This window comes from Streptococcus infantis, from assembly GCF_019929575.1.
Taxonomy (GTDB): domain Bacteria; phylum Bacillota; class Bacilli; order Lactobacillales; family Streptococcaceae; genus Streptococcus; species Streptococcus infantis_L.
The window spans coordinates 1-2,975 of record NZ_JAHZPU010000052.1 but is presented as its reverse complement, the minus strand read 5'-3'; the positions used below and the strand labels follow the sequence as shown (position 1 = coordinate 2,975).

Genomic DNA, 2,975 nt, shown 5'->3' with positions numbered 1-2,975 from the left:
ATACTGTTTTTTGCAACTCTAGTATATCAGATGAACATGTCTTTTGTGTTGCACTTCATTTTACAACAGGGCCTCAATTTTTTCTCAGAATTTTTAGCATTCTTTTCTCGTAAATGTTCCCTAAACTGATATATATCTTCATAAGTTAGTTTATCTATATTATCGACTTTTGAAAAATAGTCTTTGATATGTTTATTATAATTGTTTTCTTGAGTATCAATATAGCTCTTTTTTCTATTGTTTATTTCATCCTCTTCTTTTAACAATTGATAAAGCATATCTATTGTTATTTTTGCGCCAAAATTTTTCTCTTTTAGTTCTACGCTTCTTAAGTATCGCTCGGCTTCCAAAGCCTCTTTTTTGGTTTTGAATCCTTTTCTAACAATTCGTCGTTGTATTAGTGTTATAGGGTTCGTTCCACTAGAAACATCAGCAATCCATGTCCCATTTTTGCTTTTACGAACGGCCATTTACTATGCTTCTTTCTGTAATTCTATTCCTAGTAGTTCTTCAGCTATTGTTGCAGGAATTGTTCCGATTCGTTTGTTATTATAGATAGCAAAGCCACGATTGACTAATAGCACTTTCCCAGTATGTATAATTTTTCTAGCAGTACCAGGACTAAATCCAAGTTCAATTAAATCATCTTTTGTTACTGTTTTAATCATTGGTTCTCCTTAATTTATTTTATAAACTAAGGGGAGCGACTAACTCCCCTTAATTCAGTAGTTATTTTTGTTTCTTGTCTACTAAGTGAATATCATCAGCCTTATAATACATCGTTTTGCTAATCATTGAAACTCGAAGGTTTTCAAATGTAACTGGAACTTCATCCATTGCTTGAATATAATCATTATCGACTAATGGTTCAGGGTTATCAACAGATACTTGTGTTGATTTCTTTTTAAATGGTCCATCTTTGATAGTGATATTATATTTCCAACCAATAATATTTTGAGTATTAAATCGTTTTTCACTTCCATCACTATTTTTGATAATCTCGCCATTTTCATCGACTCTTGTTTCAGTTTCAAATTTTGGAAGCACCTCATCCAATTCAAATTTAGTTCCAATATTATTGAAATCCCAATCATTTTGTGAAAGCATTTTAGCCATATTTAATTTCTCCTTTTTATGTTTTCTTTTATTTTGGGAATCAAGTCTTCTCTTTTGAAGGCAATTGCCCTTTCTATGAGTTGACTTGCTAGCTCTGGAGGAAACTCCAAAGTTTCTAACTTTTCAAAGTTCTCTTTCTCTAGTTCAAATAGTAATTCATTTTCATAGAGAAATTTATATGCTCTTAGAATGGCTCCAGAACCTTTAAAGACAAGCCACTCTAATTTTTGTTCAAGTTCTGTTTTTGGTTTTGACACAATAATAGTCACCGGCTTTGATGCACCTAGAAATTTTTCCCAAGACCTAAGAGGTTTTGAAAATTGACTATCAGTGTAAAACTTCACTTTATCCTTTAAATATCCTTTTGTAAAGTTTAGAATATCTATTTCTGATTTTAGCCATTCTTGAATGAAGTAGTGAGCTTTCTCTTTACGTAGTTCTAACTCCGTTCTTATCCAATTTTTGATAAATCTCTTGCTAACACCGAGCTTTGAAGCTTGTTCTAAGCGTTTATCATAAATTCTAAGTCGTTCATCATCAGAAGGCCTTCTTAAATATAAGGTCTGCCCTGTTTTCTCATCTCCGTATGTAGTGTAGACGTTGCTCTTACCATATAGGAATCGATTTTTCTTACAAAGTTTAGCAAGCTGATTTGGAGTGAAGTAAGGGACTTCGTTAAAATCGTCTATTGCGATATCAATTCTTCTTACTGAAAATGACTTATAATTGGAATATAGATTATCTAAGAAGTGTCGTTCAGAAAGTCCTTTTGGGGTTAAAACCATATCTCGATAGAATTCTAAAGCTTGTCCTGACATGACAAGCATGAAAGAATTTTCTTCATCCCCATAATAGATACGGATATTACCATAGTTTATCTGAGAGTCATATTCATAGTATTTAAGACTTCCTTTATCTATTATAAATAGCTCTGTATCAAGAAATAAGATATCTTCAACTATTTCTTCTAGTGAAAAGTCGAATGTATTGAACTGGATTTGAATCCAGTCAAAAACAGAACGTAAATTCTCGTTTTTTGCCATAAATTTTGACTCAACTTTTTGCCTATTTTCACTACCTCAAAAATCGTGAAAACCCCTGATAATACTGCATTCTTTCGATGATGCACCTGACTTGCAGAGGGTGGTGTTACTACACACCCTCACCAACCTTGGAAAAAGCTCTTTGTTGTTCGTTTGCGCTTACGATTTGTTACGGTCTGCGGTAACATACTCGCCGACCGTAACGAACCTACTTGCCGAACTTCCTACGAGCTTTTTCCCAAGCACCAAATGGAAGTCGTTCAAGTGTTGCGAGAATTTCTTCTTGCTCTTTTTCCAATCGTTGAAATTTCATTTGCAGTTTTTTATTACTAGAATACAAATTCTTAAAATTATCATTCAAGGTAATAAAATCTTCTTTAAGGGTTTCAAGTTGCTGAATAAGAGTGTATTCCTTATGTTTATGAATATCTCCATAAGTTTCCCTTATAGCATCTTTTAATGACATCTCATTTTTCAAATAAGCAATTGTCTTGAAATCCTCAACATCATCATCAGTGAAGTTATAAAAACTCACAAACTGCCGACTATTCCTTGCTTGAACTTTTTTAAACTCATGACCACTAATTTCCTTTATCAAGGTTATCCATTTTTTGGCAGTACTGACAGAGTTTAAACCGTCAACCGTAGAAACAAGTTTATTTATATCCATATTCCCCCCGTTCTAACGGAAAGTGTGGTATAATGATTTTAGAAAAATTTTGTTTAGTCTTTGATTTTGTGGCAGTGTACAATAAGTTGTGTAAACACAAAAAGGAATAAATCCTGTATAGTAGAGTTGCAACACATTTACTAGAA

The 2,975-nt window shown here is 32.8% G+C and carries 4 protein-coding genes and 1 pseudogene; all 5 read right to left on the bottom strand.

Annotated elements, in window-relative coordinates:
- Positions 1 to 74 precede the first annotated feature (74 nt).
- Positions 75 to 470, bottom strand: a pseudogene (locus tag K1I67_RS09475) (Arm DNA-binding domain-containing protein); the annotation flags it as partial.
- A 3-nt stretch (positions 471 to 473) separates the two neighbouring features.
- Positions 474 to 668: a DUF3173 domain-containing protein gene (locus K1I67_RS09470; protein ID WP_006144810.1), complete on the bottom strand. Its 195-nt coding sequence runs from the start codon at positions 666 to 668 to the stop codon at positions 474 to 476.
- 61 nt (positions 669 to 729) lie between these two features.
- Positions 730 to 1,116, bottom strand: a complete 387-nt coding sequence (locus K1I67_RS09465) for a hypothetical protein (protein ID WP_223339729.1) — start codon at positions 1,114 to 1,116, stop codon at positions 730 to 732.
- Positions 1,117 to 1,118: 2 nt separating this feature from the next.
- The gene (locus tag K1I67_RS09460; RefSeq protein WP_223339728.1) at positions 1,119 to 2,159 is read right to left on the bottom strand and encodes a replication initiation factor domain-containing protein; all 1,041 of its coding nucleotides are present in this window, start codon (positions 2,157 to 2,159) and stop codon (positions 1,119 to 1,121) included.
- A gap of 208 nt (positions 2,160 to 2,367) precedes the next feature.
- On the bottom strand, positions 2,368 to 2,829 hold the full coding sequence (locus tag K1I67_RS09455) for a hypothetical protein (RefSeq protein ID WP_223339727.1): 462 nt from the start codon (positions 2,827 to 2,829) through the stop codon (positions 2,368 to 2,370).
- Positions 2,830 to 2,975: the final 146 nt, after the last annotated feature.